Annotated in this window: 20 protein-coding genes; 9 read left to right on the forward strand and 11 right to left on the reverse strand. The window is 72.1% G+C overall.

Features of this window, described 5'->3' with window-relative positions; translation table 11 throughout:
* The first annotated feature begins 139 nt into the window (after positions 1–139).
* From ACSYGO_RS36390 to dnaK, 4 genes are all read left to right on the forward strand, one after another.
* Entirely contained in the window at positions 140–1,201 is a 1,062-nt protein-coding gene (locus ACSYGO_RS36390; protein WP_432176006.1) for an ATP-binding protein, read from the forward strand.
* Between the two features lie 65 nt (positions 1,202–1,266).
* Positions 1,267–3,003, forward strand: a complete 1,737-nt coding sequence (locus ACSYGO_RS36395; protein ID WP_460389803.1) for a vWA domain-containing protein — start codon at positions 1,267–1,269, stop codon at positions 3,001–3,003.
* A 269-nt stretch (positions 3,004–3,272) separates the two neighbouring features.
* Entirely contained in the window at positions 3,273–3,698 is a 426-nt protein-coding gene (locus tag ACSYGO_RS36400) for an OsmC family protein (RefSeq protein ID WP_095937620.1), read from the forward strand.
* 218 nt (positions 3,699–3,916) lie between these two features.
* On the forward strand, positions 3,917–5,791 hold the full coding sequence (gene dnaK, locus ACSYGO_RS36405) for a molecular chaperone DnaK (RefSeq protein WP_426680874.1): 1,875 nt from the start codon (positions 3,917–3,919) through the stop codon (positions 5,789–5,791).
* 36 nt (positions 5,792–5,827) lie between these two features.
* Here dnaK and narI read toward each other — a convergent pair whose 3' ends face one another.
* The 8 genes from narI to ACSYGO_RS36445 form a co-directional block, all read right to left on the reverse strand.
* A complete protein-coding gene (gene narI / locus ACSYGO_RS36410) occupies positions 5,828–6,550 on the reverse strand; it encodes a respiratory nitrate reductase subunit gamma (RefSeq protein WP_460389169.1) in 723 nt (240 codons plus the stop codon).
* On the reverse strand, positions 6,547–7,212 hold the full coding sequence (gene narJ, locus ACSYGO_RS36415; RefSeq protein ID WP_460389171.1) for a nitrate reductase molybdenum cofactor assembly chaperone: 666 nt from the start codon (positions 7,210–7,212) through the stop codon (positions 6,547–6,549). Before narJ ends, narI begins: the two co-directional genes overlap by 4 nt.
* Positions 7,209–8,801: a nitrate reductase subunit beta gene (narH, locus tag ACSYGO_RS36420; RefSeq protein ID WP_426680871.1), complete on the reverse strand. Its 1,593-nt coding sequence runs from the start codon at positions 8,799–8,801 to the stop codon at positions 7,209–7,211. Before narH ends, narJ begins: the two co-directional genes overlap by 4 nt.
* Complete coding sequence (locus tag ACSYGO_RS36425) at positions 8,801–12,499, reverse strand: nitrate reductase subunit alpha (RefSeq protein ID WP_460389173.1); 3,699 nt, start codon at positions 12,497–12,499, stop codon at positions 8,801–8,803. Before ACSYGO_RS36425 ends, narH begins: the two co-directional genes overlap by 1 nt.
* A gap of 78 nt (positions 12,500–12,577) precedes the next feature.
* Entirely contained in the window at positions 12,578–13,390 is an 813-nt protein-coding gene (locus ACSYGO_RS36430; RefSeq protein WP_426680869.1) for an SAM-dependent methyltransferase, read from the reverse strand.
* A 40-nt stretch (positions 13,391–13,430) separates the two neighbouring features.
* On the reverse strand, positions 13,431–14,294 hold the full coding sequence (locus ACSYGO_RS36435; protein ID WP_426680868.1) for a helix-turn-helix domain-containing protein: 864 nt from the start codon (positions 14,292–14,294) through the stop codon (positions 13,431–13,433).
* Positions 14,295–14,429: 135 nt separating this feature from the next.
* On the reverse strand, positions 14,430–14,768 hold the full coding sequence (locus tag ACSYGO_RS36440; RefSeq protein WP_460389174.1) for a hypothetical protein: 339 nt from the start codon (positions 14,766–14,768) through the stop codon (positions 14,430–14,432).
* Positions 14,761–16,470, reverse strand: coding sequence for a choice-of-anchor P family protein (locus ACSYGO_RS36445; protein WP_460389176.1), 1,710 nt, complete (start codon positions 16,468–16,470; stop codon positions 14,761–14,763). The genes ACSYGO_RS36440 and ACSYGO_RS36445 overlap by 8 nt, the downstream gene beginning before the upstream one ends.
* A 445-nt stretch (positions 16,471–16,915) precedes the next feature.
* Between ACSYGO_RS36445 and ACSYGO_RS36450 the strand changes: the two genes are divergently transcribed.
* The gene (locus ACSYGO_RS36450; protein ID WP_426680865.1) at positions 16,916–17,332 is read left to right on the forward strand and encodes a hypothetical protein; all 417 of its coding nucleotides are present in this window, start codon (positions 16,916–16,918) and stop codon (positions 17,330–17,332) included.
* A 12-nt stretch (positions 17,333–17,344) separates the two neighbouring features.
* Here ACSYGO_RS36450 and ACSYGO_RS36455 read toward each other — a convergent pair whose 3' ends face one another.
* Entirely contained in the window at positions 17,345–18,217 is an 873-nt protein-coding gene (locus ACSYGO_RS36455) for a helix-turn-helix domain-containing protein (RefSeq protein WP_426680864.1), read from the reverse strand.
* 234 nt (positions 18,218–18,451) lie between these two features.
* Between ACSYGO_RS36455 and ACSYGO_RS36460 the strand changes: the two genes are divergently transcribed.
* The 3 genes from ACSYGO_RS36460 to ACSYGO_RS36470 all read left to right on the forward strand — a co-directional run bounded on the left by ACSYGO_RS36460 (position 18,452) and on the right by ACSYGO_RS36470 (position 21,311).
* Positions 18,452–19,564 carry an ADP-ribosylglycohydrolase family protein gene (locus ACSYGO_RS36460; protein WP_460389804.1) on the forward strand — a complete coding sequence of 371 codons (1,113 nt, stop codon included), beginning with the start codon at positions 18,452–18,454 and terminating at the stop codon, positions 19,562–19,564.
* A 719-nt stretch (positions 19,565–20,283) separates the two neighbouring features.
* On the forward strand, positions 20,284–20,589 hold the full coding sequence (locus ACSYGO_RS36465) for a 4a-hydroxytetrahydrobiopterin dehydratase (RefSeq protein ID WP_432190170.1): 306 nt from the start codon (positions 20,284–20,286) through the stop codon (positions 20,587–20,589).
* A gap of 5 nt (positions 20,590–20,594) precedes the next feature.
* Positions 20,595–21,311: a class I SAM-dependent methyltransferase gene (locus ACSYGO_RS36470; protein WP_460389178.1), complete on the forward strand. Its 717-nt coding sequence runs from the start codon at positions 20,595–20,597 to the stop codon at positions 21,309–21,311.
* Between the two features lie 12 nt (positions 21,312–21,323).
* Here ACSYGO_RS36470 and ACSYGO_RS36475 read toward each other — a convergent pair whose 3' ends face one another.
* Both ACSYGO_RS36475 and ACSYGO_RS36480 read right to left on the reverse strand, forming a co-directional pair.
* The gene (locus ACSYGO_RS36475; RefSeq protein ID WP_460389180.1) at positions 21,324–21,794 is read right to left on the reverse strand and encodes a hypothetical protein; all 471 of its coding nucleotides are present in this window, start codon (positions 21,792–21,794) and stop codon (positions 21,324–21,326) included.
* The gene (locus ACSYGO_RS36480) at positions 21,791–22,279 is read right to left on the reverse strand and encodes a hypothetical protein (RefSeq protein ID WP_432176031.1); all 489 of its coding nucleotides are present in this window, start codon (positions 22,277–22,279) and stop codon (positions 21,791–21,793) included. The genes ACSYGO_RS36475 and ACSYGO_RS36480 overlap by 4 nt, the downstream gene beginning before the upstream one ends.
* Before the next feature lie 171 nt (positions 22,280–22,450).
* Here ACSYGO_RS36480 and ACSYGO_RS36485 point away from each other — a divergent pair, with 171 nt between their 5' ends.
* Positions 22,451–23,395 carry a helix-turn-helix transcriptional regulator gene (locus ACSYGO_RS36485; protein WP_460389182.1) on the forward strand — a complete coding sequence of 315 codons (945 nt, stop codon included), beginning with the start codon at positions 22,451–22,453 and terminating at the stop codon, positions 23,393–23,395.
* Positions 23,396–23,447: the final 52 nt, after the last annotated feature.

Raw genomic sequence — 23,447 nt, forward strand, 5'->3', positions numbered from 1 at the left:
GATAGGTCCCGCGAGCGGCGGGGAGCGGTCCCGCACACGAGAAAATGGGCTGCGACGGCCGGTCACCGGTGCCCACACTGTTCGCATCGGACACCGCGCACCTGCGGCCCCCTGTCGAACACCACCGAGGAGCTTGCGCGTGCAGGCAGCCGTCACCGTCACCCCCGCCCGCATACCGGAACTGCTGCTCGGTCTCGCGACCGTACGGCCGGTCTTCATCTGGGGCGCGCCCGGCATCGGGAAGTCCTCCCTCGTGAGGGAGTTCGCCGAATCGCTGGGCCTGGAGTGCGTGAGCCTGCTCGGTACCCAGCTGGCCCCCGAGGACCTCATCGGAGTGCCGCAGATCCGCGACGGCCGCTCGGTGTTCTGCCCGCCCGAGGCGATCGCCCGCGACGAGCCGTACTGCCTGTTCCTCGACGAACTGAACGCGGCGACCCCCGACGTGCAGAAGGCCTTCTACTCGCTGATCCTGGACCGCCGCATCGGCAACTACGAACTGCCGAAGGGCTCCATCGTGATCGGCGCGGGCAACCGCGCGACCGACAACGCGCTGGCCCGGCCCATCGCCTCGGCCCTCGTCAACCGCCTCACCCATGTGCACCTGGAGGCGTCGCCGAAGGACTGGCTCGCCTGGGCCGCCGCCCACGACATCCACCCCTGGGTCCTCGACCACCTCGCCGACCGGCCCGACCACCTGTGGTCGAAACCGCCGAAGACGGAGGAGCCCTTCTCCACGCCCCGCTCCTGGCACATGCTCTCCGACGCCCTCCACTCCTTCGGCGCCGCCCTCGACGAAGCCACGCTGAAGGTGATCGCGCACGGCACGCTGACCCCCGCGCACGCCGTCGCCTTCTGCGGCTACGTCAAGATCGTGCGCAGCCGCTTCGGCATCGAGGCGATCGTCAAGGGCGACGCCCGCTGGCCCCACCGGCCCGAGGACCGTGACCTGCTCTACTACCTCGCCGAGTCCTTCCGCGGCCGTCTCGTCAAGGAACTGCCCGCCGACCGGGGGCATCTCTCCGAGAACGGCCGCCAGACCGCCTACCGGGCCAAGTCCCTCCTGGTCCAGCTCGCCGAGATCTCCGTCGAGGTCGCCCAGACCGTCATCGCCGGCGACGCCGACGGCAATCCCGTCCTGCCCGCGTGGTTCCTGGTGGAGGCGGCCCGGGACATGCCGCGCCTGGTCGAGGCCCGGCAGTGAGCCGGCGCCACGCCCAGGGCCCCGAGGACAAGCCGGACCCGGCCGCCGAGGCCTTCGCCGAGGGCATGCGGCTGGTGCGCGCCAACCGTGCGCTGGCCGCCGTCGGATTCAGCACCTGCCGTCAGGAAAGCTGCGTGCGGGCGCCCCGGGACGGACTGGTGCGTGTCGACTCCGACGGCGTCCTGCATGTCCACCCCACCCGCCGCGCCGAACCCGCCGCGTGGGCCTGGGCCGTCGCCCACGCCGTCATCCACCTCGGCTTCGGCCACGTACCGGCCGCGACCGGCGAGCGCGAACAGCCCGACCGCTGCGCCCTCGCCGCCCGCTGTGTCGTGGTCAACCGCTTCCTGCTCGGCTTCCCGATCGGCCTGACCCCCGAGGACCTGCCGGCCTCCTACCCCGACGGCGACGAGGAGAAGCTCGCCGCACGCTGGCGCCGGGACGGCATCCCGCCCATGTATGAGCACTGCGGCACGGTCGGCGACGGGCCCGACCAGGTGCTCGTGCCGTGGAACAGCTGGAGCGGCGGCAGCCCGCCGGACTGGCCGACCGCCTTCGCGCACGCCCTGACCCGCACCGTGTCCGCGGCCATGGACCTGGCCGGCGGCCGCCGGGCCTCCATGCGCGGCGGACCCGTCCGGCTCCAGCCCTGGGAGCGGGCGCTGAGCTGGTTCGTCTCCTCCTACCCGCTGCTCGGCGGCGTCGCCGCCGGCATCACCCTCGTCGCCGACGCCGAACTCGCCCGCGCCCACGGCATCTCCGTCGCCGCCGTCGACGCGGAGGCCGCCGAGATCTACATCAACCCGCTCCGTCGGTTCGACGACGAGGAGTGGCGGTTCGTCCTCGCCCACGAGATGCTGCACGCCGCCCTCAGACACGGCGACCGCTGCGGCCCCCGCGACCCCTACCTCTTCAACGTCGCCGCCGACTACGTCGTCAACGGCTGGCTGTGCGAGATGCAGATCGGCACGATGCCCGAAGGACTGCTGTACGACCCGGACCTCAAGGACCTGTCCGCGGAGGAGGTCTACGACCGGATCGCCGGCGACCTGCGACGGGTACGCCGCCTGTCCACGCTGCGCGGCAAGGGCGCCGGCGACATCCTCGGCGGCCCGCTCGGCGCGCCGCGCGACTACGTCGACCTCGACGAGTTCTACCGCCGGGGACTCGCCCAGGGCCTCGACCTCCACCAGCAGCACGAGCGCGGCTACCTGCCGGGCGGACTGGTGGAGGACATCCGCGCACTCAGCCACCCCCCGCTGCCCTGGGACGCCCGACTGGCCCGCTGGTTCGACGAGTTCGTGCCCCGTCCCGAACCGGTGCGCAGCTACGCGCGTCCTGCGCGCCGCCAGGCGTCCACCCCCGACATCCCGCGCGCGGGCCGCCACTTCCCGCCCGAGGAGATCGCCCGCTGCACCTTCGGCGTCGTCCTCGACACCTCGGGCTCCATGGACCGCACCCTGCTCGGCAAGGCCCTGGGCGCGATCGCCTCGTACGCCGACGCCCGTGACGTGCCCGCCGCCCGGGTCGTCTTCTGCGACGCCGCGCCGCACGACGCGGGCTATCTGCCGCCGACCGACATCGCCGGACGCGTCCGCGTGCACGGACGCGGCGGCACGGTGCTGCAGCCCGGCATCGACCTGCTGCACCGCGCCGACGACTTCCCGCCGGGCGCGCCCGTGCTGGTGATCACGGACGGTGAGTGCGACGTGCTGCGGGTGCGCCGCGAGCACGCGTACCTGATCCCGCAGGGCGCACGGCTCCCCTTCACCGCGCGCGGGCCGGTTTTCCGGGTGCGGTGACGCGTCCGCCGCGGGCCGCGGCGCGCCCGGTCCGTGAGACACCCCGCCGAATCCCGTGATTCCCCGACCACTTGACCCGGCCCGCACCGGCTCGGGCCGACGGGCCCGCACTTCACCCCCCGCACTTCACCCCGGCCTTCGCCCCCGCCGGGGAAATCACCTGCACGGTCCGGCAGGTCGGCGTCGTATCCGGTGGGTGCGCGGGGTCCGGGTGTGATCGGATGAGGACACGGCCCCCGCGAGGGGGACCACACGCGAAAGGACACATCGTGGCAACCACGCGCACCGCACACACCGTGTGGGAAGGCAACCTGCTCGAAGGCAACGGCGTCGTCACCTTCGACTCCTCCGGCATCGGCCAGCAGCCGGTGACGTGGGCGTCGCGGGCCCAGGACGCGAACGGCAAGACCAGCCCCGAGGAACTGATCGCCGCCGCCCACTCCAGCTGCTTCTCCATGGCGCTGTCGCACGCCCTGGCCGGCGCCGGTACCCCGCCCGCCAAGCTCGTCACCAACGCCGACGTCACGTTCCAGCCCGGCGAGGGCATCACCGGCATCCACCTCACCGTCGAGGGCACGGTGCCCGGCCTCGACAACGACGGCTTCGTCGCGGCGGCGGAGGAGGCCAAGAAGAACTGCCCGGTCAGCCAGGCTCTGACCGGCACGACGATCACCCTGTCGGCGAAGCTCGCCTGACAGCCGTCCGCATCGCTGCCGCGGTCCCCCTGCCGGGGGCCGCGGCAGCGCCGTGTCCGGGCCGCCGTACCGCCGCGGCCCGCCGGGAGGGCCGTCGCGACGGCCCCGTGCGGTCCTGCCGGGCCGCGGCGGCCCCCGGAGGGCCATCCGTCCCATTGACAACCAGGCACTCAAGTTTTGTGCTGGATATTGGGCAGAGTTCGCGGAAGGGGACGGACATGACACGTGCGGTCGGGATCGATCTCGGGACGACGAACTCGGTGGTGGCCGTCCTGGAGGGCGGCGACCCCACCGTGGTCGCGAACGCCGAGGGCGCGCGCACCACACCCTCCGTGGTGGCCTTCGCCAAGAACGGCGAGGTGCTCGTCGGCGAGGTCGCCAAGCGGCAGGCGGTCACGAACGTGGAGCGCACGGCACGCTCCGTGAAGCGGCACATGGGCGACGTGAGCTGGCGCTTCCCGGAGAGCGGCTCCGTCGACGGCACCCGCTACCGGGCGCAGGAGCTGTCCGCGCGGGTGCTGCAGAAGCTGAAGCGCGACGCCGAGGCGTATCTCGGCGAGGACGTCACGGACGCCGTGATCACGGTGCCCGCCTACTTCGACGACGCGCAGCGCCAGGCCACCAAGGAGGCGGGCGAGATCGCGGGGCTCAAGGTCCTGCGCATCATCAACGAGCCCACGGCGGCCGCCCTGGCGTACGGGCTGGACCGGGGCGAGGAGCAGACCGTCCTGGTCTTCGACCTCGGCGGAGGAACCTTCGACGTCTCGCTCCTGGAGATCGGCGACGGCGTCATCGAGGTGAAGGCCACCAACGGCGACACCCGGCTCGGCGGCGACGACTGGGACCAGCGGATCGTGGAACACCTCGCCCAGCGCTTCAAGGCCGGGCACGGCATCGACCTGGGCCACGACAAGATGGCGCTCCAGCGGCTGCGCGAGGGCGCCGAGAAGGCCAAGATCGAGCTGTCCAGCTCGACCGAGACGACCGTCAACCTGCCCTACATCACCGCCACCGCCGACGGCCCGCTGCACCTCGACGAGAAGCTGACCCGGGCGCAGTTCCAGGAGCTCACCGCGGACCTGCTCGACCGCTGCCGCACCCCCTTCCACCAGGCGGTCAAGGACGCGGGCGTGAAGCTGTCGGCGGTCGACCACGTCATCCTGGTCGGCGGATCCACCCGGATGCCGGCCGTCACCGACCTGGTGAAGGAGCTCACCGGCAAGGACCCGCACAAGGGCGTCAACCCCGACGAGGTCGTCGCCGTCGGCGCCGCGCTGCAGGCCGGAGTGATCCGCGGCGACGTCAAGGACGTGCTGCTGCTCGACGTCACGCCGCTGTCCCTCGGCATCGAGACCAAGGGCGGCATCATGACCAAGCTCATCGAGCGCAACACGACGATCCCGACCAGGCGTTCGGAGATCTTCACCACGGCCGCGGACAACCAGCCCTCGGTGGGCATCCAGGTCTACCAGGGCGAGCGGGAGATCGCCGCGTACAACAAGAAGCTCGGCGTCTTCGACCTCACCGGGCTGCCGCCCGCGCCGCGCGGGGTCCCGCAGATCGAGGTCGCCTTCGACATCGACGCCAACGGCATCATGCACGTCTCGGCGAAGGACCTCGCCACCGGTCGCGAGCAGAAGATGACCGTCACCGGTGGTTCCGCGCTGCCCAAGGACGACATCGACCGCATGATGCGCGAGGCCGAGCAGTACGCCGAGGACGACCGCAGGCGCCGGGAGGAGGCGGAGACCCGCAACCAGGCCGAGCAGCTCGTCTACCAGACGGAGAAGTTCCTCCGCGAGAACGAGGACCGCGTTCCGCCGGACACCCGGACGGAGGTGCAGGCCGCGGCGGCCGACCTGAAGAGGCTCCTGGAAGGCACCACCGACACGGCCGTGCTGCGCGAAGGCATCGAGAAGCTGGCCACCGTCAGCCAGCAGATGGGCCAGGCCATGTACGCGCGGGCCCAGCAGACCCGGCCTCCGCAGGACGAGCCTCCCACAGAGCAGGCACAGGGCGACGAGGAGGGCGTGGTGGACGCGGAGATCGTCGACGAGACCAGGGACGGCGAGGCCAAGGGCGGCGCCGCCTGACCGGCCGCCGGGCGAGCGAGCCCGGCCGCGTGCGGGTCAGGCGTCCGTCCGTTCCCAGCCGCGCCGTGCGGGCCGCGGCCCGAGCTGCCTCGGGTCGCGGGATCGGTACACGATGTACGGCCGGAACAGGTACTGCACCGGGGCGCTGAACATGTGCACGAGGCGCGTGTACGGGACGAGCGCGATGAGCGCCATCCCGATGACCGCGTGGACCTGGTACAGCACCGGTACCCTGTCCATCAGCTCCGTCCTCGGCCGCAGTGTGAACAGGCTGCGCGCCCAGGGGGCGATGGTCTCGCGGTAGTTGTAGCCGTCGCCCGAGGTGTGCGCCAGCTTGGCGACCATGCCCATCACGATGGCGCCGAGCAGCACCACGTACATCAGCTTGTCGTTGACGGTCGTCGCGCGGAAGACCGGCGAGTTGGTGCGCCGGCGGTAGATCAGCAGCACGATGCCGAGCACCGTGAGGACACCCGCCGCCGTGCCCCCGTACAGCGAGAACAGGTGGTAGGTGTGCTCGCCGACACCGAGCGACCGCGTCCAGGTCTCCGGGACGAACAGCCCCACCAGATGCCCGGCGAGCACGAACAGGATCCCGTAGTGGAAGGCGGGGGAGGCGATGTTCAGCAGCCTCGACTCGTAGACCTGGGACGAGCGCGTGGTCCAGCCGAACTTGTCGTAACGGTGACGCCAGACGAGTCCCGCGACGAGCAGCGCGAAGGCGATGTACGGCAGGGCGCCCCACAGGAGTGTGCTCATGAGTTCTCTCCGATGCCCGCGAGGTCTTCGGCGGCGGGCCCGGACGGCGCCCGGCCGCCGAAGGGACCGAGGCCACCGGACGGTTCGGGACCGCCGAAGGGTTCGAGGCCGCCGAAGGGTTCGAGGCCGACCTCCTCGCGCGGCGGCCCCGACCGGGCCAGCGCGAGGGCCTCGGCACGGTCCTTGGGCGAGGGACCGGGGAGCGTGGCGCACACCGCGTCGAGCACGGACGCGTACGGCGTCCCGAAGTCGGTGAGCGCGAGACGCAGCAGCTCCAGCCCGGCGCGGTGCTCGCGCAGCAGGAACGGCCCGGCGTGCGCGGAGAACTCCAGGACCGCCGGGAGGAAGTCCGGCAGCTCCTCACCGGTGAACTCCATGCCGTGGTCCCGGTACACCTGCTTGAAGCGCACCAGCGACATGCCGCGCCGCCGGGTGTCGCCGTCGCGCCACCAGCTCAGGTAGAGGCTGTGCCGGTTCTTGAAGTCGAAGACCTGGACGTAGTGCGCGGCGAGGTCCTGGGCCGGCTCGGCGGCCGCGTGATCGAGGAACTCCGCGAGTTCCGGGGCCGCCGCGCGCAGCAGCCCGAGCCGCTCGCGGAACGTCTCGTCCGGGTACGACAGGCAGTACGCGGCGGCCTGGTAGAGCACGGCGTGCGGCTTCATGTGTCCTCCCGGTCCGTCGTCTGCCGCCGGCGCAGGACGTGGAAGTTCTCCACGGACACGAGCGGCAGCCGTCTGCGGCCCGAGTCCTGGCCGAAGGGCCCGTCGCCACCCATGCCGGGACCGCCCTCGTAGTCGAGGCTGCATCCGTCGGGCAGCGCGGACTCCTCCAGGCGCCGGGCGTCCCCGACGGCGGCCGTCGGAATCACGTACCGCTCCTCGTACTTGGCGATCGCCAGCAGCCGGTACATCTCCTCGATCTCCGTGCCGCTCATGCCGACCGACGCGGCGATCGACGCGTCGGGCTGGTCGCCGAGGTTGAGGGCACGCATGTGGGAGCGCATGGCGGCGAGCCTGCCGAGGGAGGCGCGGACCGGCCCGACGTCGCCCGCGGTGAAGAGTTCGGCGAGGTATTCGAGGGGGATGCGCAGGGTGTCGATCGCACCGAACAGGTTGTCCAGGTCCTCCCCGTCGTGCCCGGTCCCGGTCAGCGCGTCGACGACGGGGGACAGCGGCGGGATGTACCAGACCATCGGCATCGTGCGGTACTCCGGATGCAGGGGCAGCGCCACCCGGTACTTGCTGATCAGGGCGTGCACCGGGGAGCGCCGGGCCGCCTCCACCCAGTCGTGCGGGATCCCGGCCTCCTCGGCGGCACCGCGCACGGCCGGGTCCTCGGGGTCGAGGAACACGCCCAACTGGGCTTCGTACAGGGCCTTGTCGTCGGCGGTGGACGCGGCGGCGGTGACCCGGTCGGCGTCGTAGAGCATCACCCCGAGGTAGCGCAGCCGGCCCACGCACGTCTCGGAGCAGACGGTCGGCAGCCCGACCTCCACCCGCGGATAGCACAGCGTGCACTTCTCGGCCTTGCCGGTCCGGTGGTTGAAGTACACCTTCTTGTACGGGCAGCCGGTGACGCACATGCGCCAGCCCCGGCAGCGGTCCTGGTCGACCAGGACGATGCCGTCCTCGGTCCGCTTGTACATGGCACCCGACGGGCAGGACGCCACGCACGACGGGTTGAGGCAGTGCTCGCAGATGCGCGGCAGATAGAACATGAAGGTCTCCTCGAAGGAGAACCTCACCTTCTCCGAGGCCTGCTCGCGCAGGCGTTGCACCATCGGGTCCTGCTCGGCGAGCTCCGGGGCACCCGCCAGGTTGTCGTCCCAGTTCGAGGACCACTCGATCTTCATCGGCTTCCCGGTCAGCTGCGAGACGGGCCGCGCCACCGGGAAGTCGTCGCCGAGCGGGGCCTCGGTGAGGTTCCGGTAGTCGTACGTCCAGGGCTCGTAGTAGTCCTTGATCTCCGGGAGTTCGGGGTTGGAGAAGATTCCCGCGAGCTTGTGGAGGCGTCCGCCGGCCTTGAGCCTGAGCGCGCCGCGCCGGTTGAGCTCCCAGCCGCCGCGCCACTTCTCCTGGTCCTCGTAGCGGCGGGGATATCCCTGTCCCGGTCTGGTCTCGACGTTGTTGAACCAGACGTACTCCATGCCGCTGCGGTTGGTCCACGCCTGCTTGCAGGTCACCGAACAGGTGTGGCAGCCGATGCACTTGTCGAGGTTCATGACCATCGCGATCTGGGCCATCGGGCGCATCAGTACTCGACCTCCTGGCTGCGGCGACGGACGACCGTCACCTCGTCGCGCTGGTTGCCCGTCGGGCCCAGGTAGTTGAACGCCCAGGACAACTGGGCGTAACCGCCGATGAGATGGGACGGCTTGAGGAGCAGCCGCGTCAGCGAGTTGTGGATGCCGCCGCGCTTGCCGGTGGCCTCCGTCTTCGGGACGTTCACCGTGCGTTCCTGGGCGTGGTGCATGTAGACCGTGCCCGCCGGCATCCGGTGCGAGACCACCGCGCGGGCCACCACCACGCCGTTGCGGTTCACCGCCTCGATCCAGTCGTCGTCCCGCACGCCGATCGCCGCCGCGTCCTCGGGGGACATCCAGATGTTCTGGCCGCCCCGCGACAGCGACAGCATGAACAGGTTGTCCTGGTACTCGGAGTGGATGGACCACTTGTTGTGCGGCGTCAGGTAACGGACCGTCACCTCCGCCTGTCCGTCCGCTCCGAGGCGTGGTTCGCCGAACAGCCGGTGCATGTCGAGCGGCGGCCGGTACACCGGCAGCGCCTCGCCCAGTTCGTGCATCCAGTCGTGGTCCAGGAAGAGGTGCTGACGTCCGGTGAGGGTGTGCCAGGGCTTGAGGTGCTCGGTGTTGAGGGTGAACGCGGTGTAGCGCCGGCCGCCCGACTCGCTGCCCGACCACTCCGGTGAGGTGATCACCGGCACCGGCGCGGCCTGGGTGTCCGCGTACGTGATCCGCTTGCCCTCGTGCTCGGACGCCAGGTGCGCCATGTCCTGCCCCGTGCGCGCCTCCAGGGTGCGGAACCCCTGCGTGGCCAGGCGCCCGTTGGTCGTCCCGGACAGTGCGAGGATCGTGTTCGCCGCCTTCACCGCCGTGTCGAGCGCGGGCCGCCCGTCGGCTGGGCCGCCGCGCACGACGCCGTTCAGCTCCCGCAGGTGCCCGACCTCCTCGTCCGGCCGCAGGGCGATGCCCTTCGCGGGCAGCCCCAGCCGCTCCACCAGTGGGCCGAGCGCCGCGAACTTGGCGCCGATCGCCGTGTAGTCGCGCTCCACCACCGCCAGGTTCGGCAGGGTCTCGCCGGGCACCGGATCGCACTCGCCGCGCTTCCAGTCGCGTACCACCCCACCGGGCTGGGCGACCTCGCCGGGAGTGTCGTGCTGGAGGGCGGTGGCCACCAGGTCCTTGCGCACGCCGAGATGGTCGACGGCGAGTTCGCTCAGCCGCTCGGCCAGCGCCTTGAACGTCTCGAAGTCGGTGCGGGCCTGCCACGGCGGGTCCACCGCCGGGGCGAAGGAGTGCACGTAGGGATGCATGTCGGTGGTCGACAGGTCGTGCTTCTCGTACCAGGTCGCCGCGGGCAGGACCACGTCCGACAGCAACGTCGAGGAGGTCTGCCGGAAGTCGAGGGAGAGCAGCAGGTCGAGCTTGCCCTCGGGGGCCTCCTCGCGCCAGGTCACGTCCCGGGGGCGGACCCCGGGCTCCGCCTCCTCGGCGCGCAGCGACGAGTGGGTGCCCAGCAGATGCCGGGTGAAGTACTCGGCGCCCTTCGCCGACGAACCGAGCAGGTTGGCGCGCCACAGGGTGAGCACGCGCGGCCAGTTCTCCGGCGCGTCGGGGTCCTCGCAGGCGAACTTCAGTGTGCCCGCCCGGAGTTCGGCCACCGCGTTCGCCACCGGATCGCCGAACGCCGCACCCAGCTCCAGCGGATTGCGGTCGAACGTCGGATACGACGGCATCCACCCCACGCGCGCCGACAGCGCCAGGCAGTCCGCCGCCGTCATGCCCGCGAAACGGCCCTCGCCGAGCGGGGAGGCGAGCACGTCGGCCGCGAACCGGTCGTAACGCCACTGGTCGGTGTTGAGGAACCAGTACGCGGTGCCGATCATCTGCCGCGGCGGCCGGCTCCAGTCCCCGGCCCCCGCGAGCGTGGCCCAGCCGGTGGCCGGGCGGCACTTCTCCTGACCGACGTAATGCGCCCAGCCGCCGCCGTTGCGGCCCTGACAGCCGGTGAGCTGGAGCAGCGCGAGGAACGCCCGGTAGATCGTCTCGGAGTGGAACCAGTGATTGGTCCCCGCGCCCATCAGGATCATGCAGCGGCCCCGCGACCGCTCGGCCGTGCGCGCGAACTCCCGTGCGATCCTTACGCACTTGGCCGCCGGGACGGACGTGTGGACCTCCTGCCAGCCCGGCGTTCCCGGCGTCCCGGCGTCCTCGTACGAGGACGGCCAGTCGCCCGGCAGACCGGGCCGTCCGACCCCGTACTGGGCGAGCAGGAGATCGAAGACCGTCGTCACCAGCGGACCCCCGCGCCCGCCCAGCTGCGTCGCCGGAACACCCCGGCGCACGACGTCGCCGCGGCCCTGGCCGTGCTCGCCGCCCTCGGTGTCGAAGCGCGGCAGCAGCACCTCGACCCCGCCCGCCGCCTCATGCTCGTACAGCGTCAACTCGGGCTCGATGTCGCCCAGTTCGAGGTTCCACCGGCCCTTGCCGGACTCCGTCCAGCGGAACCCGAGAGAACCGTTGGGTACCACCGCCCGGCCGGTAACCGAGTCCAGCACCACCGTCTTCCACTCGGCGCCCTCACCGGCCTGGCCCACCTCGGTGGCGCGCAGGAACTTCGCCGGGACGTACGCGCCGTCCTCCTTCTCCGTCAGCGTCACCAGGAACGGCAGATCGGTGAACTTCCGCACGTAGTCGGTGAAGAAGGGCGTCCGACGGTCGACGAAGAACTCCTTGAGGACGACATGCCCCATCGCGAGGGCGAGCGCGCCGTCCGTGCCGGGGTGGGGGTGCAGCCACTCGTCCGCGAACTTCGCGTTGTCCGCGTAGTCCGGCGCGACCACCACCACCTTCTGGCCGCGGTAGCGGGCCTCCGCCATCCAGTGCGCGTCCGGCGTCCGGGTCACCGGGACGTTCGAACCCCACATCATCAGGTACGCGGCGTCCCACCAGTCGCCCGACTCCGGCACATCGGTCTGGTCGCCGAAGACCTGCGGCGATGCGACCGGCAGATCGGCGTACCAGTCGTAGAAGGAGAGCATCGGCGCACCGATCAGGCTCATGAAACGCGCCCCGGCCGCGTGCGACACCATCGACATCGCGGGGATGGGGGAGAACCCGGCGATGCGGTCCGGGCCGTGTGCCTTGATCGTGTGGACGTGCGCCGCGGCGACCAGTTCGACCGCCTCGTCCCAGCCGGCGCGCACCAGGCCGCCCTTGCCGCGCGCCCGCTGGTAGCGGCGGCGGCGCTCCGGGTCGCCCTGGATGTCCGCCCAGGCCAGCACGGGATCGCCCAGCCGCCCCTTCGCCTCCCGGAACATCTCCAGCAGGACGCCCCGGACGTAGGGGTGACGGACCCGGGTGGGGGAGTACGTGTACCAGGAGAACGCGGCGCCCCGGGGACAGCCGCGCGGCTCGTACTCGGGACGGTCGGGCCCCACCGACGGGTAGTCCGTCTCCTGGGTCTCCCACGTGATGATGCCGTCTTTGACGTACACCTTCCAACGGCAGGAGCCGGTGCAGTTCACCCCGTGCGTCGAGTGCACGACCTTGTCGTGACTCCAGCGGTCCCGGTAGAAGGAGTCCGCCTCGCGGCCGCCGGTCAGACCGATGCTGTGCAGGTCGGGTGCCGCTGTGCCGTGGCGGAAGAACCGTCCGGCACGCAGCAGCGCCGCGCCCGGTTCGGTGGGCGGTGTCCGCGTGTCCGTCACGTGCGCTCCCTTGCTCACCCCGTGTCTCGAACCTAGGGGCGGGCGCGGGAGCGCACCCGTTCACGGCACCCGTACGGGTCAGGACTTCACGGCGACCCCCGCGTACACCGGGACGGGACCCTCCGCCTGCGCCGCCAGGTCCTCCTCCTCGGGGCGCCACTCGGAGACCGCGACCACGCCCGGGTCGACCAGCTCGAGACCGTCGAAGAACCGTGTGAACTCGGCCCGCGAACGGGGGTAGAAGGGCGTGCCGCTCCGGCGGAACAGCTCGGCGGCCTTCGCCACCCCCTCCGGGCTGATGTCGGAGGTCACCTGGGACAGCACCAGGAAGCTGCCCGGCACGAGCGCGTCGACATACCCCTTGAGCAGCCCGTACACGTCGTCCTCGCCGGCGTCGCCCAGGTAGTGGGTGAGCGCGACCAGCGACAGCGCGACGGGCCGGGTGAGGTCCAGGGACTCACCGGCCAGCCGCAGGATCGTCCCGGGGTCCCGGACGTCGGCGTGCACGTACTCGGTGGAACCCTCGGCGGTGCCGTGCAGCAGCGCCTGCGCGTGACGCAGCACGATCGGGTCGTTGTCGGCGTAGACGATCCTCGACTCCGGCGCGCTGCCCTGGGCCACCTGGTGCAGGTTCGGCTCCGTGGGGATGCCCGTCCCGATGTCCAGGAACTGGCGTATCCCCGCGTCGGCGGCCGCCCGCGTCGCCCGGTGCATGAACCGGCGGTTGGCGCGTGCCCCGCGCACCGCGGTGCCGTCCGCCGCGAGGATCCTGCGCGCCAGCTCCTCGTCCACCGGGTAGTTGTCCTTGCCGCCCAGCCACCAGTCGTAGACGCGAGCGGGGTGGGGCCGGCTGGTGTCCACGCGGGTGGGCGCGGCTTCACGGTCGGTCATGCGGCTGCTCCTCAAGATGCTCGATGGGTGCGACGGCGACTCAGAAGCTCTCGCGGAACTCCTGGAGGATCTTCCTGGTGCGCTGCACGGACGCCGCGTGGGCGGACATGAGGTCGAGGACCTCCAGGTGCTGCGACACCTCGGGGCGCGAGTCGAGGTACAGGGCGCCGGTGACGTACTCGCTGTACACCATGTCCGGCAGCTCGGGCTCCGCGAAGCGGAACAGCGCGAACGACGTGTACGTCCCCGGGTGCGGGCCGCTCGCGTACTCGGCGACCTGGAGCGTGACGTGATCACCCTCCATGGCCGCGAGAAGCCGGTCGATCTGGTCGCGCATGACCCCGCCGTCGATGCTCACGGGCCGGCGCAGGGCCGTCTCGTCCATGATCACCCACAGGTGCGGCGGGTTCTCGCGGGTGAGCAGTTTCTGCCGGTTCATGCGCAGCGCGACATGCCGCTCTATGGCCTCGGGGCCGGTCTGTCCGACCGTCCCGGCCTCCAGCACGGCGCGCGCGTAGTCCTCGGTCTGCAGCAGACCGGGAACGAAGTGCGGCTCGTACGAGCGGATCATCCGGGCGGCGCCCTCGAGACTGACGTGCATGCTGAACCAGTCGGGCAGCACGTCGTGGAAACGCTGCCACCAGCCCGGCTGGTTCGCCTCCTCGGCCAGCGCGACGAACGCGCTCACCTCGCCGTCGGCCACCCCGTACGTCTCCAGCAGCATCTGTACGTAGGGGATCTTGAGGGCGACCTCGGCCATCTCCATGCGCCGCACCGTCGCCGGGGCGACCCGCAGCACCCTGGCCGCCTCCTCGCGCTTCAGCCCGGCGGCCTCCCGAAGCTCCTGCAACCGCCGCCCCAGCACCACCTGCCCCACGGTGGGCGCAGCCCGCCGCTCACTCACGCCACGCCTCCCCACGCGCCGAAGTCTGCGTGCAGTGTGTCATGTTCGCGGGGAACGCTCAGGGGGTCCGGGCCAACGGGCCTGTGGGCAGCGGGCTTTGTGACCTCCTGGGAGCGGGCGCCGGTGAGTGCGCGATCAGAGATCGACCGGCGACCCGTCGCCGCCGAACGGGGGGCGCACCCGCGTCAGCAGGCACTCCTCCAGTACGGACGCGTAGATGGCGGCCCGGGTGGCGGCGGGGTGGCTCGGCGGCCAGATCCCCCGGCGGAAGACGCAACGGCGACCGCGGAAGTGCAGCACCGTCGTGGCGGCGACGACCACGTCGCCCGCGGCGCCGGGCGCGACGTCGCAGGTGAGCGACTCCAGTTCGGCGCCCCGCCGCTCGCACAGGTCCTGGACGGCCCGGCGGGCGGACCGCAGGAACACATCCGTGTATTCCTGCGGCCCGCCCGGCTCGACGTGGTCGTCAGTCACCGCAGTTGTGCATCGCGCTGTCCGCCGAGGCCAGGACGACGTCACCGCCGCCGGCCGGAAGGACGAGGTGGACGCCGTTGACCTTGACGCCCGAGTCGGCGGCGCTTGAGGGCACTTGTTCGTTCACGATGAGCCGGCCACCTCCGACGAGCGGGATCTCCGTATTCGGATCACCCGACACGTTAACCGGAACTCCCGCGATCTTCAGGGTGAGTGCGGTGCTGCCCGTGGCCTTGCCGCACTGACTCGCGGCGGTCGCGCTGAGCCCGGACACCTCGATGACGGGCACCCCGGGCAGTCCGATGCGGGCCTGCGCCACGGTCGAGACCGCCGTGACCCTGCCGGGAGCGAGCGTCGTGGTGACCTCGGGGCACAGCTTCTGCGCGGACAGCAGCGGCGAGGTGTACGCGGCCGAGCACGGGGTGTCGGTCGCGGTCGCGTCCGCCGTGCGGACGGTTCCGGTGTCGGGCTGCGGCTCGATCTCCAGCAGCGGTACGCCGAGGAGACCGACGTGCGCCGACATGCCGTAGGCGCGCCCTGTCGCGTACTGCAGCTTCAGCTGTGCGGAGGTGTCGGAGGCGAGATAGCCGGCGTCACCGGCGAAGGACGCGCGCAGCGGGACGGTGGCGGCGTCGGTCAGCGGCTGGTCCACCGACGCTACGGTGCAGGCAGCGGTCCCGGTGTCGCTCGTCGTCCCCGTGCACGTCTGCTCGTCGTCCCCGGTGCCGAGGGCGAAGCGCACGGTGCGCCCCGCCACCGCGTCTCCGCGGAAGTCGGTGAGCTCGGCGGCCAGCCGGGCGGAAGTCCCGTTGGCCAGGTGGGTCACGCCGGTGTAGTCGAGGTCGGTCGGCGAGGTCAGGCCCAGTTCGGCGGACGTGCCGGACGGGTTGTAGTCGTCGTCGCCGCCGAAGCTGACGGCGACAGGTACGGCGTTCGACGCCCCCTGCGGCTGGTCGACCGGGTCGATGGTGCAGGTCGCCGTGCCCGATGCCGTGGTGGTGCCGGTGCACGTCTGCTGCGTGGCCCCCGTGCCGAGGGCGAACCGCACGGCACGTTCGCCGACCGGCGTCCCGAAGTCGTTGGTGAGCTTCGCCGAGAGGCGGGCCGGCGATCCGTTCACCGCGCTGTCGGCGCCGGTGTAGGTGAGGGCCGTGTCCACCTTGTGGGGCTGCTCCGGACCGGGGCAGGCGGCAGCCTGGAGGCAGGGCAGGAAGTAGTAGGCCGTGATGATCCCGAACGGCCTTCCGTCGCCCGAGCGCGGATCGTTGTGGGTGACGTACACGACGACGAGGCTGGCGTCCGTGTTGGTGCAGATCACCCGGTTGTCCGGAGCGGGGACGCAGAACCCCTCGGTACCGACGGTCTCCTGGATGTCGTCGTGGTCGGGCACCACACCGTGTTCCAGGATGTGCCGCCTGCCGAAACCGTCCACGGGAGGGTTGCACTGCGGCGCCTTGCAGTCGCTCTGCCCCTCCCGCAACGGGATGTCGTTGCCCGCCGTGCCCCGGAACGAGTCGACGACGGTCCAGTCGATCATGTTCGGATTCGGATCGCCGGGGTCGGCGCTCGCGGTGGCGGGTGCGACGAGGGCGGCCAACAGGCCCAGCAGCACGACGAGTAGGGCTGACGACAGTTGTCGGCGACCTCGGCTGTACGCCGTGGTGCGCGTGGGCGTGCGCGGACGTCCGTGAAGAACCCGCACGGAATCCCCTCCTTGTGACCGGCCCGCCCGGTGACGGCCCGGCGCCCCCGCGACGACCTGACCGCCTCGGGGACACTCACCCTGCCGTCTAGTAGAGGACATGACAAAGGGTTGCTGTGTCATGGCGCGTCTGCGGGTTCGGGGGCCGGCGTGGGGCCAGGGGGTGTGCGGGGCTGGGGCCGGGAGAGGACGGCGCTTGGTTCCCGATGTGGCTCCTCGGCGCACATGCTGTTCTGAAGGCACACTTGTGACCTGGTACGGAGAGTCCGCGGCGTGCCCCCTCGCCATTACCTCCGACGTAATCGACCGGCACCCGGGCCGCCCGGCATGGTGGGCGTACTGGTTCCCGGGCCGGCGCACTCCGGTCCGGGGGCCAGGCATCCCCACTGCAGGAATGCCTGCAGGAGTCCCGCTGGAATCCGACCTCGACGGAGGGTGATCCGCCATGTCCGCAACCCAGTTCGCAGCCCTGGCCCGCACGACCGAGCCGCGCATCGCGCTGCGCCGGTTCCTGGTGCTGGACGCCCTCGTCACCGGCGGCAACGCGGTCGCCTACCTGGCCGCCTCCGGCCCGCTCGCGAGGCTGCTCGGCGTCGGGTCCGGCCTGCTGCTCGAACTCGGCCTCGTCCTCGCGGTGTACGCGGCGGCCGTCGGCCTGCTCGCTTCGCGGCCCGAGCCCTCCACCTGGGCCGTGCGTGCCGTGATCGAGACCAACCTCGCCTGGACGCTGCTGAGTTTCGCAGCCGTCGCCCTGTGGCTGTCGCCGAGCACCGCGGGCGTCGTGTGGGGCGTGCTGCAGGCGCTCACGGTGGCGGGTTTCGCGGCGCTCCAGTACGCGGCACTGCGGGCGCGCGAAGCCTGAGCCGTTGGAGCGTCAGGACAGCATCGATCGAAGGTACTTGACCGTCGCGGGGTCGGCCGGGAGGAACGTCTCGATGGCCAGCTCGGCGACGGTCACGTCCATCGGCGTGTTGAAGGTGGAGATGGACGAGATGAACGACAGGGTCCGCCCCTCGTGCTCGATCTGCATCGGCAGCGCGAAGTACGGGACCGGGCTCATGGGTTCGTCGTCCTCCTCCGGCTCCGGGACCGGGTACGCCGCCACCTCCTCGTACAGGGCACGCAGCGGTTCCGAGCGGCGCAGGGCGATCTGACGGTCCATCTGGGCGAGGAGATGATCGCGCCACGCGCGCAGATTGCGGATGCGCGGTGCCAGACCCTCCGGGTGGAGGGTGAGCCGCATGGCGTTCAGCGGGGGTTCGAGGAGGTGCTCCGGTACGCCGTCCAGGAGCATGGCGATGCCCCGGTTCGCGGCGAGGACGTTGTACGTGGCGTCCACCACCAGCGCCGGATACGGCTCGTAGCCCTGGATCAGCCGTTCCATGCCCTCGCGCAGGGCGTCCATCGAGGGGTCGTCGAGCGGTGTCTCCGGGTAGTGCGGCGCGTAACCGGCCGCGAGAAGCAGCGCGTTGCGGTCCCGCACCGGGATGTCCAGGTGCTCCGCGAGACGCAGCACCATCTCCTCGCTGGGGCGGGAGCGGCCCGTCTCGATGAAGCTGATGTGACGGGCCGAGGATCCCGCGCGCAGCGCGAGCTCCAGCTGGCTCACCCGCCGCTGCTCCCGCCAGCCGCGCAGCAGCGGGCCGACGCCCTCCTCGGGACGGCGCTCCTTGCCCGCGCCGGGCACGGCGCCTCTGCCGGCGGGGGCACTGGGAAGCATGGCGGCTCCGGACGCGACAATCCTCATACGAGGACGGTAGTCGAGGAAGGGCGTCGGCGGCCGGGCAGCAGCCACCGCGGCCGAGGAACGGCTCGTGAGGGAGACGGAGATCGGTGAGTGAGCGGTGCGGAGATCGGTGAGTGAGCGGTGCGGAGATCGGTGAGTGAGCGGTGCGGAGGACGGCGCGTGAGCGGTGCGGAGATCGGCGAGTGAACGGTGCGGAGGACAGCGAGTGAGCGGTACGGAGGACGGCGCGTGAGTGTGACAGGGATCGGGCGTCCGGACTGGCAGACCGAGGCGGTCTACCGCGCGCGCGTGCGCGGCTGCCTGCTCGGCGGCGCGATCGGCGACGCCCTCGGCTATCCGATCGAGTTCGTCTCCCTCGAAGGGATCCGCTCCGCACACGGCCCCCGGGGCGTGACCGGTCTCGTGCCCGACGCCGACGGAGTCGTGGGACGGGTCAGCGACGACACACAGATGACGCTGTTCACCGTCGAGGGGCTCCGGCAGGCGCACGCACGCGAGCGCCGCAAGGGCATCGGCGGCGGCGCCCCGCGGCTGGTGCGCTGGGCCTACGAACGGTGGCTGGAGACCCAACGCAGGCCCGGCCCCGCGGACAGCGCGTTCTCCGGCTCAGGAGGACACGGCCCCGGCGGATACGGCGGCCCCACCGGTGGTCTCGCCGCGCAGTCCTGGCTCTACGCCCGCCGCGCCCCCGGCAACGCCTGCCTCTCCGGGCTCGAACAGGACCACGTCCCCGACCCCGCTCTGCGGCTCGGTCCACCGGGGGCGGTGAACCCCCAGTCCAAGGGGTGCGGTGCCGTCATGCGCTCGGCGCCCTTCGGGCTCGGCCCCGTGACGGAGGACGTCGCCTTCGGGCTCGCGGCCCGCTGCGCCCAGATGACCCACGGCCACCCCACCGGGTACTACGCCGCCGGTGCGCTGGCCGCGATGGTCGTGCACCTGGTCGCGGGGGAGTCCGTCGAGAGCGCCGTCCTGCGGGCGCTCAGGCTGCTCACCCGGCACCCCGGCCACGAGGAGACGTCGGCCGCCCTGCGGCGCGCCCTGGACCTGGCAGACGCGGGTGAGCCCGGCGCGGAGCAGGTGGAGCGGCTCGGCGCGGGCTGGGTCGCCGAGGAGGCCCTCGCCATCGCGGTGTACTGCGCGCTGGCCCGCCCCCGGGTGGCCGACGCACTGCTGCTGTCGGTCAACCACTCCGGTGACAGCGACTCCACCGGCGCCATCTGCGGCAACCTGCTCGGCGCGCGCCACGGCGACCACGGGCTTCCGCAGGAGTGGCTGGAGCGTGTCGAGGGACGGGCGTGGATCGCCGTGACGGCCGACGACTTCGCGGCGGAGTGCGTTCGGCGCTGAGCAGCCGTGTCGGCCACCGTCGCGGTGTGCGTCCCCGGCAGGGGTCCCGTGCCGGGGAAGGCCCGGCCACGGGAAGGCCCGGCACGGGAACGCCCCGGCCACTGGAAGCCCCGGCACTGGAAGCCCCGGCATGGGAAGGCCCGGCATGGGAAGGCCTCGGCCACGGGAAGCGCCGGCCGGGCAGAGCTCCGGTCGGGGGAGCCCTCAGCCGGTGGAGGCCCCGGTCGGCGAAGGCCCCGGTCGGGGCAGCCCGCCACCGTTCCGGTGTTCGAGGCAGCGGGACGGCCCCTGCGACCCTTGCGGAGCGCGGGAAGGCCCTTCCGGAGCGCTGGGCAACGAGGTCCGCCTTTCCGGAGCGCGGGAACGCGGTCGGCCCCTGCGGAGCCCGGGGAACGCGGCCAGCCCCTCCCGACCCCGCGGAACGAGGTCCGCCCTTCCGGAGTGCGGGGAACGAGGTCGGCCCCTGCGGAGCCCGGGCAACGAGACCGACCCTCCCGACCCCGGGGCACGAGGCCAGCCCCTCCGGACCCCAGGCAACCAGGCCGGTCCTCCCGAAACCCGGCGAACGAGGTCGGCCCCTCCGGAACCCGGCGAACGAGGCCGGCCCAGGCCCGAGACCCCGACAACGGCCCGGCGTCCACGGAGCCGGGCGCGAGCCCCTGTGGCACGCTGAGGAATGCGGGAACCCGCAGCCCCCTTCCCCCGAGAGGAGCGAGGTCATGGCCGTCGAGCCGCTGTCGCAGAAGGAGATCGAGGACCGGCTGGCCGAGCTGCCGGGCTGGTCGCTGGACGGCGACCGCCTCGCCCGCTCCTACCGGCTCGGCTCGCACTTCGCGGCCACCGCGATGGTGGTGCACATCGCCCAGGTGCAGGAGGAGCTCGACCACCACTCCGACCTCACCCTCGGCTACAACACGATCCACCTCACCGTGAACACGCACAGCATCGGCGGCGCGGTCACCGAACTCGACTTCCGTCTCGCCCGCAGGGTGGAGGACCTCGCACCGGGGCACGGGGCACACTGACCCACGTGCTGGACTACGACAGGGAAGCGGACGACTACGACGCGACGCGGGGCGGCGAGCCACGCGCCGCCGCGGCGGCCGGCTCGGCCCTCGGGCTGGTGCCGGCCGGCGCGCGCAGCCTGCTCGACGTCGCCTGCGGCACGGGGATCGTGACGCGACGCCTCGCCGCGGGCCGGCCCGGACTGCGCGTGACGGGCGTCGACTCCTCCGCGGGCATGGCCCGCACGGCCGCGTCGCGTCTTCCGGGCGCCGTCGTCCTCGGCGACTCCCGTCGACTGCCCTTCGCGGACGGCTCGTTCGACGCGCTCACGGTCATCTGGCTGCTGCACCTGCTGGCCGACGCGGAAGCCGTGGTGGCCGAGGCCGCACGGGTCCTGCGGCCCGGCGGCGTCCTCGTCACCACCGTCGACAAGGACGCCGCGCACCACGTGGACAGCGACATCGACGTGCTCGCCGCTCCCTACCGCACCGGGCCCGCCACGGACGAGGCCGCGCTCGTCACGGCGTACGCCGCGGCGCACGGCCTCCTGCCGAGCGGAACCGCCCGCTTCCCGGGGCACGGCCAGGGCCGCGTCCCGCGCCGGCTGGCCCGCCGGATCCGGGACGGCGCGATGTACCCCGCCGGGGGCACCGAACTCGCCGACCGCGTCGAGGCCCTGCCGGACCCGGACCTGCCGCGCCCGGACCCCGAGTTCACCCTGCGGGCGTACCGCCGGGTCTGAACCGGCCCGCCGTCACACCGGCTCGCGGCGGGTGAACTCCATGACCCAGTTGGTCATCCACGTCCGCTCCCCGTCCACCGAGAAGGCCTGCTCCCAGCGGGCGGTGGTCGCCGAGATCCCCGACCAGACGAAGCGCACCCGTACGTCCTTCCCGTCGTGCGTGTCGTCACCGAAGAACTCGCCGCGCCCGTCGGGCCCGAACCGCCCGGACACCGGGGGGAAGAGCCTGCCGCTGCGGCTGCTGGACCAGTGCAGCGACCACCGGCGTGTCTCCGGGTCGAAGAGCCGCAGGGTGAGCCCCTTCCAGCCGAGGTCCGGCACGTCGATCTCGTCGATGTCGGCGGCCCCGTCGAACAGGCTTCGGCAGTGGCTCGTGGCGGGGAACTCCTCCCAGCCGCCGTCCGGGTCGAGGAAGTCGGTCAGCCGGCGGTTGTGGACGTCCCAGTCGCCGAGCAGGAAGTCGAAGTCGTGCGGGGTGCTCATGAGCGGTCTCCCGTGGTTCCCTCGGGCAGCGAGTCGGCCAGGTAGGCCTCCAGGTCGGGGGTGTCGGGGGCGAGCAGATGCCGCACCCAGGCGTCGCGTTCGTGCAGGATCGGCGGCAGCTCCCAGACACAGCCGATCCAGGGCCGGCCGGGCACCACGAAGTGCGTGGGGTCACGGTCGGGGCAGCCCAGTACCGGCTGGCCCGCCGCCGCGCCGCCGAACTGCAGGACGTTGTCCCACACCCAGCTGTAGACGTTGAGGTACGCGCCGTCGTCGCCGCCGCGGTGCAGCACGACGAAGCCGGCCGGCGGGGTGCCGTCCGGTTCGGGGAGCAGGCGCGGCAGTATCGCGTACGCCGCCCGCTCGACCTCGGGCGCGATGCCGGCCGGATCCGCGGTGACGTGATAGCGCTTGATGTGCCGCCCCGCCACCTCGATGGGCGGCGGCACGGTCAGGAATTTCTCCCGGAAGCCAGGGGAGGTCACCGGTACGCCGGGGGCGGTCTCTCCGGCATCCGGAGCATCCGGAGCGGTCGCCGTGGCGTGCGGAGCGGTCTTCCCGTGGTGCGGTGCGGTCTCCCGGGGATCAGGGGAGGCCGAGAAGGTCGTCGAAGCCATGACCGGACGCTAGGCCCGCTCCACTGACATCCTGTGTCAGTGAAAGCCGGCCGACTCGTCTCGATCCTCCTCCTGCTGCAGACCCGCGGCCGGATGACCGCCGCCCAGCTCGCCGAGGAGCTGGAGGTCTCGGTGCGGACCGTGTACCGCGACGTCGAGGCGCTGGGCGCGGCCGGCGTGCCGTTGTACGGAGACGCGGGCCACGCGGGCGGCTACCGGCTCCTCGACGGCTACCGCACGCGTCTCACCGGTTTCACCGCCGGGGAGGCAGAGGCCCTCTTCCTCGCGGGCGTCCCCGGACCGGCCGCCGAACTCGGCCTCGGCCCGGTCCTCGCCGCCGCCCGGCTGAAGGTGCGCGCCGCCCTCCCGCACGAGCTGCGCGGACACGCGGACCGGATCAGCAGCCGTTTCCATCTGGACGCGCCCGGCTGGTACGCGGATGCCGACGACACCCCGTACCTGCCGGCGGTGGCCGACGCCGTGTGGAACGGGCGCGTCCTGCGGATCCTGTACCGCCGCTGGCGCGAGCCGACCGACGTGGAGCGCCGGCTCGAGCCGTACGGTCTCGTCCTCAAGGCGGGTCGCTGGTACGTGGTGGCGGGACCGGGCCCGCGCACCTACCGGGTCGACCAGATCCTCGAACTGACCACGACGGAGGAGGAGTTCGACTGTCCCGAGGACTTCGACCTGGCCGCGTACTGGACCGCCTACCAGCAGGACTTCCACCGGCGGCTGCGCCGGGGCCGGGCCGTCGTCCGGCTGGCTCCCGGAAGCCGTCCGAGCGGACCGCTGGCCGACGCGGTGGCCGCCGGCGGCCGCAGGGACGAGGACGGCTGGACACGGGTGACCGTGCCCATCGAGTCCGTGGACCAGGCGCACGACGACTTCCTGCGGCTCGGTGCGGCGGTCGAGGTCCTGGAGCCGCCGCAGCTGCGCGAGCGGATCGCCGCGACGGTGCGCGAGCTGGCGCGCCGATACGGATAGAGAGCGCTTGCTGAGAAGCGGCAACTCCCGTGCGGGTGGCGGCGACTGAGGG

Source organism: Streptomyces krungchingensis (assembly GCF_054729265.1).

Coding starts and splice junctions, on each gene's coding strand:
- narJ (WP_460389171.1), bottom strand. CDS start 7,212: ATGAAGCCGCACGCCGTGCTCTACCAGGCCGCCGCGTACTGCCTGTCG.
- dnaK (WP_426680874.1), top strand. CDS start 3,917: ATGACACGTGCGGTCGGGATCGATCTCGGGACGACGAACTCGGTGGTG.
- ACSYGO_RS36450 (WP_426680865.1), top strand. CDS start 16,916: ATGTCCGCAACCCAGTTCGCAGCCCTGGCCCGCACGACCGAGCCGCGC.
- ACSYGO_RS36475 (WP_460389180.1), bottom strand. CDS start 21,794: ATGAGCACCCCGCACGACTTCGACTTCCTGCTCGGCGACTGGGACGTC.
- ACSYGO_RS36465 (WP_432190170.1), top strand. CDS start 20,284: ATGGCCGTCGAGCCGCTGTCGCAGAAGGAGATCGAGGACCGGCTGGCC.
- ACSYGO_RS36455 (WP_426680864.1), bottom strand. CDS start 18,217: ATGAGGATTGTCGCGTCCGGAGCCGCCATGCTTCCCAGTGCCCCCGCC.
- narI (WP_460389169.1), bottom strand. CDS start 6,550: ATGAGCACACTCCTGTGGGGCGCCCTGCCGTACATCGCCTTCGCGCTG.
- narH (WP_426680871.1), bottom strand. CDS start 8,801: ATGCGCCCGATGGCCCAGATCGCGATGGTCATGAACCTCGACAAGTGC.
- ACSYGO_RS36430 (WP_426680869.1), bottom strand. CDS start 13,390: ATGACCGACCGTGAAGCCGCGCCCACCCGCGTGGACACCAGCCGGCCC.
- ACSYGO_RS36395 (WP_460389803.1), top strand. CDS start 1,267: ATGCGGCTGGTGCGCGCCAACCGTGCGCTGGCCGCCGTCGGATTCAGC.